General features: G+C 63.4%; 4 protein-coding genes and 1 pseudogene. 1 reads left to right on the forward strand and 4 read right to left on the reverse strand.

Going from position 1 to position 4,338, the window contains the following annotated elements:
- The 3 genes and pseudogenes from AB0F10_RS44495 to AB0F10_RS44505 all read right to left on the reverse strand — a co-directional run.
- Positions 1–202, reverse strand: a pseudogene (locus AB0F10_RS44495) (hypothetical protein); the annotation flags it as partial.
- 478 nt (positions 203–680) lie between these two features.
- Positions 681–1,925, reverse strand: a complete 1,245-nt coding sequence (locus tag AB0F10_RS44500; protein ID WP_360640456.1) for an SDR family oxidoreductase — start codon at positions 1,923–1,925, stop codon at positions 681–683.
- Positions 1,926–1,933: 8 nt separating this feature from the next.
- Positions 1,934–3,532 carry a class I adenylate-forming enzyme family protein gene (locus AB0F10_RS44505; RefSeq protein WP_360640459.1) on the reverse strand — a complete coding sequence of 533 codons (1,599 nt, stop codon included), beginning with the start codon at positions 3,530–3,532 and terminating at the stop codon, positions 1,934–1,936.
- 279 nt (positions 3,533–3,811) lie between these two features.
- Between AB0F10_RS44505 and AB0F10_RS44510 the strand changes: the two genes are divergently transcribed.
- Positions 3,812–4,054, forward strand: coding sequence for a hypothetical protein (locus AB0F10_RS44510; protein WP_360640462.1), 243 nt, complete (start codon positions 3,812–3,814; stop codon positions 4,052–4,054).
- Between the two features lie 43 nt (positions 4,055–4,097).
- Here the strand turns inward: AB0F10_RS44510 and AB0F10_RS44515 are convergent.
- A partial coding sequence (locus AB0F10_RS44515) for a hypothetical protein (RefSeq protein WP_360640465.1) occupies positions 4,098–4,338 on the reverse strand: 241 nt, incomplete at its 5' end.

Consider the following 4,338-nt stretch of genomic DNA (forward strand, 5'->3'; position numbering starts at 1 on the left):
GCGGGTCGGCGCCAGGACAGCCCCCCGCGGCTCCGGCGTCCCGGGCCTTGCGCCAATCGAGAATGTGTGACCCGTACAGCCGTTCCCGGCGCAGAATCGCCCCGCGAGCCGCCGCATCCGGTGCCGCGTCGTACTCGTCCAGAATCCTCGCCTTGAACTCTGCAGTGAATGTCCGCCGCTGGGGCCGGGCGTCCGGATCCGGGTTCTCGTGGGGCTTCGACGTCCGATGGTCGCCGCCGACATCAACAACCGACCGCGTAAGATCTTCGACTGGAAGAAGCCCTCCGAGATATTCGCCGAACTCGTCGAGGAAAATGCTTCCACTGCCTGAACTCGCCGTGCTCTCCTCGGGGCCGACCAGGAAGAGTATCCCCTGGTAGACGGGCTGTCTCACATCAGCGTGACAGGGAGGGCGTTTGGCGTAGGGTGTGGTGCAGGCGTTGCCCGCTGTCACGACAGGGTGGAGCAGTCGAATCCGATACGGGCTCGGGAGCATCTGAACGCCTCGGTCGAGGACACGGCATCGACTCGTCGGCAAGCGCGGGCGAGAAGGTGGTGTGTCGCCGATGACAGCACAGCGGCCGGCCCTCGATCAACTTCGTCGCACAGGATGATCTATGGGATCCCGGCCGCTGCATCTACTCCGGACAGTCGATCCCGGATCTCGGCATCCGCGAATCTCACCCACCGTGACATCGGTGAGTGTCGACCGACTTTTGAACGACCCTCCCGGAGTCGGGTATCGGGAATCCGGCACGATGGCTGGAACTGCTCCAACGAGCGGAAGTGGCGCGAGCTTCAAGTAACCCGTGCCGAGCTGCCCAGAGAATTGTCACGGGGAGGTGTTCCGGTGCCCAGGATTCCGGATGGACACCCCCGATGGGCACCGCGCCGGTGTCCTGGTTCTGGGCGGCGTTCTCTCTGTCGGCCTGCCGCGGCAGCCTCAGTGCAAGGATTCCCATCGCCGTCTCATCGCGGGCCCTCGCGCGATCTCGCATCGTGTCAAACCATGTCTCACGGTCAACCCTTTCGAGATCGTGACCGAGGCGGACCAGCTCGTCGAAAACGGCATCCCATGTCGGTCTGCTCGGCGCAACAAGGTGATAGCGCTCGGCCGGAGCGGTGTGATGCGCGAGGTTACCTATCACCATCCTCGCCGCCACATCCACTGGAAGCCATCGTGGACCGCCGTGGGAGATCGGCCAGCGTCCGGATTCGAGGGCCGCCCGCATGGTGAGCCATCGCCAGTCCCTCGGATTCACTTCGCCGGTCTCCGTGTCCGGGCCTAGGCCGCCGACGCGGTAGGTGCTGACGTCGAACCCTGCCGATTGGCAGATCTTTGTCAGGCACTCCGCCAGCCATTTCGATTGGGCGTATCCTCCGGGCGGAGGCTGTGGCGGCAGCCGGTTCGCACGGTTCCCTGCGTGGTCACGACCCAGGATGGACATGGAAGAGATGAAGTGCATGCGCTTGTCACGGTGTTCACCGGCCAGACGGAGGAGTGCAAGAGTTCCGGAGACATTCGTGTCGACCATCCGCTCCAACGAAAGGAAATGGTTAACCGATGCCCCCGCGTGCACTATGGTGGAGACTTCTTGACCCAGCTCCGTCCACTGCTGTGCCGAGAGACCCAGAAGTGGGAGCGACAGGTCCCCGATCAGGGGATGGACCTGCCCTGACACGCTCATACCGCTGAGGCCGGAGCGGAAGCTGTTCTCGTCGCGCACCAAGCAGAAGATGTCTTGATCGGGCATGGCTTTCACGATCCGCTTCAACAGGCTTCGCCCGAGGAATCCGGACGCCCCGGTTAGCAGCAATCTGCCAGGTTCTCCGCTGCGGCGGCCGCAAGGGCGTAATTCCTCGGCTGAACGCAGGTACTGGGGTGCCAGCCGTTCAACACTCTTGTCGTCTTGTTGATGAGTCACCGCAGCTCCTATGTCACCGTATCGGTTGCTGCTTGCGACGCCAGCTGTCGCCTGTTCGGCTTCCCCGAGCGCAGGCGGGGTATCGCTCGGAGCCGCACGATCCGCAACCCCATGAGTGGTGGGGGAGCGACCCGCGCGCAAGCCTCACGGATGAGTTGTTCGTTGAACTCATCGCCCGATTGCACCGCGTAGAACATGGTCACGGCCTCGCCGCGATGGACGTCAGGCCGTGCGGCCGCACAGGCGTCGTCCAACCCCTGGACTCCCAGGACGACTCGGTCCAGCTCATCCAAGGAGATCGAGACGCTGGCGCACTTGACGACATTCTTGATTCTCCCCGTGAGGTACAGGAGTGAATTCTCCGGGTACTGCAGGCTCGGCACGATCAGCCCCAGATCGCCGGTGTGGAACCAGCCGCCGACGAAAGAATCCTTTGTGGCCGCCGGGTTGTTGGAGTATCCCGACATCACCGAGTGCCCGCGAACGACCACTTCTCCGATTTCTCCTGCGGGAAGGGGAATTCCATCGCGTTGGACGGCGATCTCGTTGCCGAAGATTGCTGCCCCGGCCGAAGGGATGTGCGGGGAATCCGCCGACAGCTCGCAACCGTGCATCATGCCTTCCCGATATGCGTACGGCATAACGGTCGAAAAGTTCATGGTTTCCGACAGACCGTAGCCCTGAACGGCGCACTTTCCTCGCCCATGAACGCTCTCTAGGACCTCCGGGGGGAGGGGGGAGGCCGCGGACACAAAATAGCGCAGACGATCGAGTTTGGGCCACTCGCGAATGCTCGACAGGGCGCGCAGAAGCGGCGGGACCGTTGTTGCGAGCGTAGCGTCGTGATGATGCAGGGTTTCGATGAAGTGGTACGGATCGAATTCTCCGTACAGCAGGCAATGTCCTCCGCTCAACAAGGTTGCGAAGAGCCCGAACTCGAGACCGTTGACATGTGAGATGGGCAGCGGGCACGCAAGGACGTCGGAGTGCGTCATCCTGTGGTGTCGTGCGACCGCCAGCGCATTGAGGGCGACCGAGTAATCGGCCTGCGTGACAACTTTGGAGGCCGCGGTCGACCCTGTGGTGCAGACCATGATGGCCGGCCGGTGCATTGCCGCGGGAGTGTCCGATCCGTCGCCTTCACGCGGTGGACGAATCCGCTTCCGGTAGGAGCCGGGTCTCAAATCGACGGTCGCCGCGCTCGCGATCATGTCGTTCGACCGTTCCCCCGGCTCCTTTGCATCCACCAGCAGGGCCGCTGCGCCGGCCGCGATGACGGACAGGACGGAGACGACACTGTCCATCGAGTTGCTGACATGGACCCCGCAGACGTCGGCGGCCCCGACGCCGAATCGCGCAAGGTCACGGCGCCTGTCCTGTATTTGTGCCCACAACTCGGCATAGGAGCATGTTTCGTCTTGCACCGTGGGGTGCAGAACGGTGACCGCCGGGGCGTCCTGGCGTATCCCAGCTTGGTGCGCGAGTCGCTCGATGAGCGAAGGCATCGGGATCAGCGCATGCTGCCAGTGGGTCCCCATGTACGTGTGGGCCCTCAGAAAGTCTGCTGCCGACGAGCTGACTTCTGATGTCTCGTTTGTCATGGTCATTGCCCAGTCAGTCCTTCGTCTCCACGGTGACGTCTTTTATGCGCATCAATCAGTAAATTGCGTCGGCGTCTACGTCGCATCCTATTAGGACCTGCGGCGCAGCGCGGCGGCCGTGGAGCAACCTTGCAATCTTGTTCATGGGGAAGCAGCCTCGGGTGCCCGTGGCGGCGCCAGCCGTCCAGATCGGGCAGTGTAAAAACGGGGGATCCCCTTGCTCGTGAAGCCCGGCCAACGCGTTGACAATATCTATCTGAAGTGGGAAGCGACAGGAGTATGCCGTTGCATTTGCTGCACCGGACGCTCGACGTCATGACGCGCGAGGCCGATCGCAGCGACCCACTCATGGAAAGTATGGTGGCGCTGACCGAGGCCGTTGAACAGCTGGCCCACGTTGCTCTGGTCCCAGTCGGCCTCGCCGACGAGACGCGGATGAACGCGTTGGTGGAGGCGATGAACTGCGCGCGCCGCCACCGTGGCGGCTCGCTTCGGTATCGCCGCCGGGGCCGATCCCACTCTCGTTGACGACCGCGACGGGGTGCGGCTGGCGAACCGCATCCCGGTTCCTTCAAGTTCCATAATGGAGTGGTGCCGACGGCCACGTTGTCCCGCCGCCGTACGGTTCGATCAGTGCGGCCACCACGGCGACGGTGCGGACCGACTGCGTGCCGATCGTGGTCTCGGTGGCCAGCTTTAGGGCCCGACGATGAATTGGCTGGTCGGCGGTTTTCATGATCGGCTCGTTGGGCTTGGTGTGATGAGTGAGGATGCCCTGGCGGTGAAGCTGGCTGTGCTGAGGCCGCATCTGG

The sequence above is a fragment of the Actinoplanes sp. NPDC026623 genome (assembly GCF_040638275.1).
Taxonomy (GTDB): Bacteria; Actinomycetota; Actinomycetes; order Mycobacteriales; family Micromonosporaceae; genus Actinoplanes.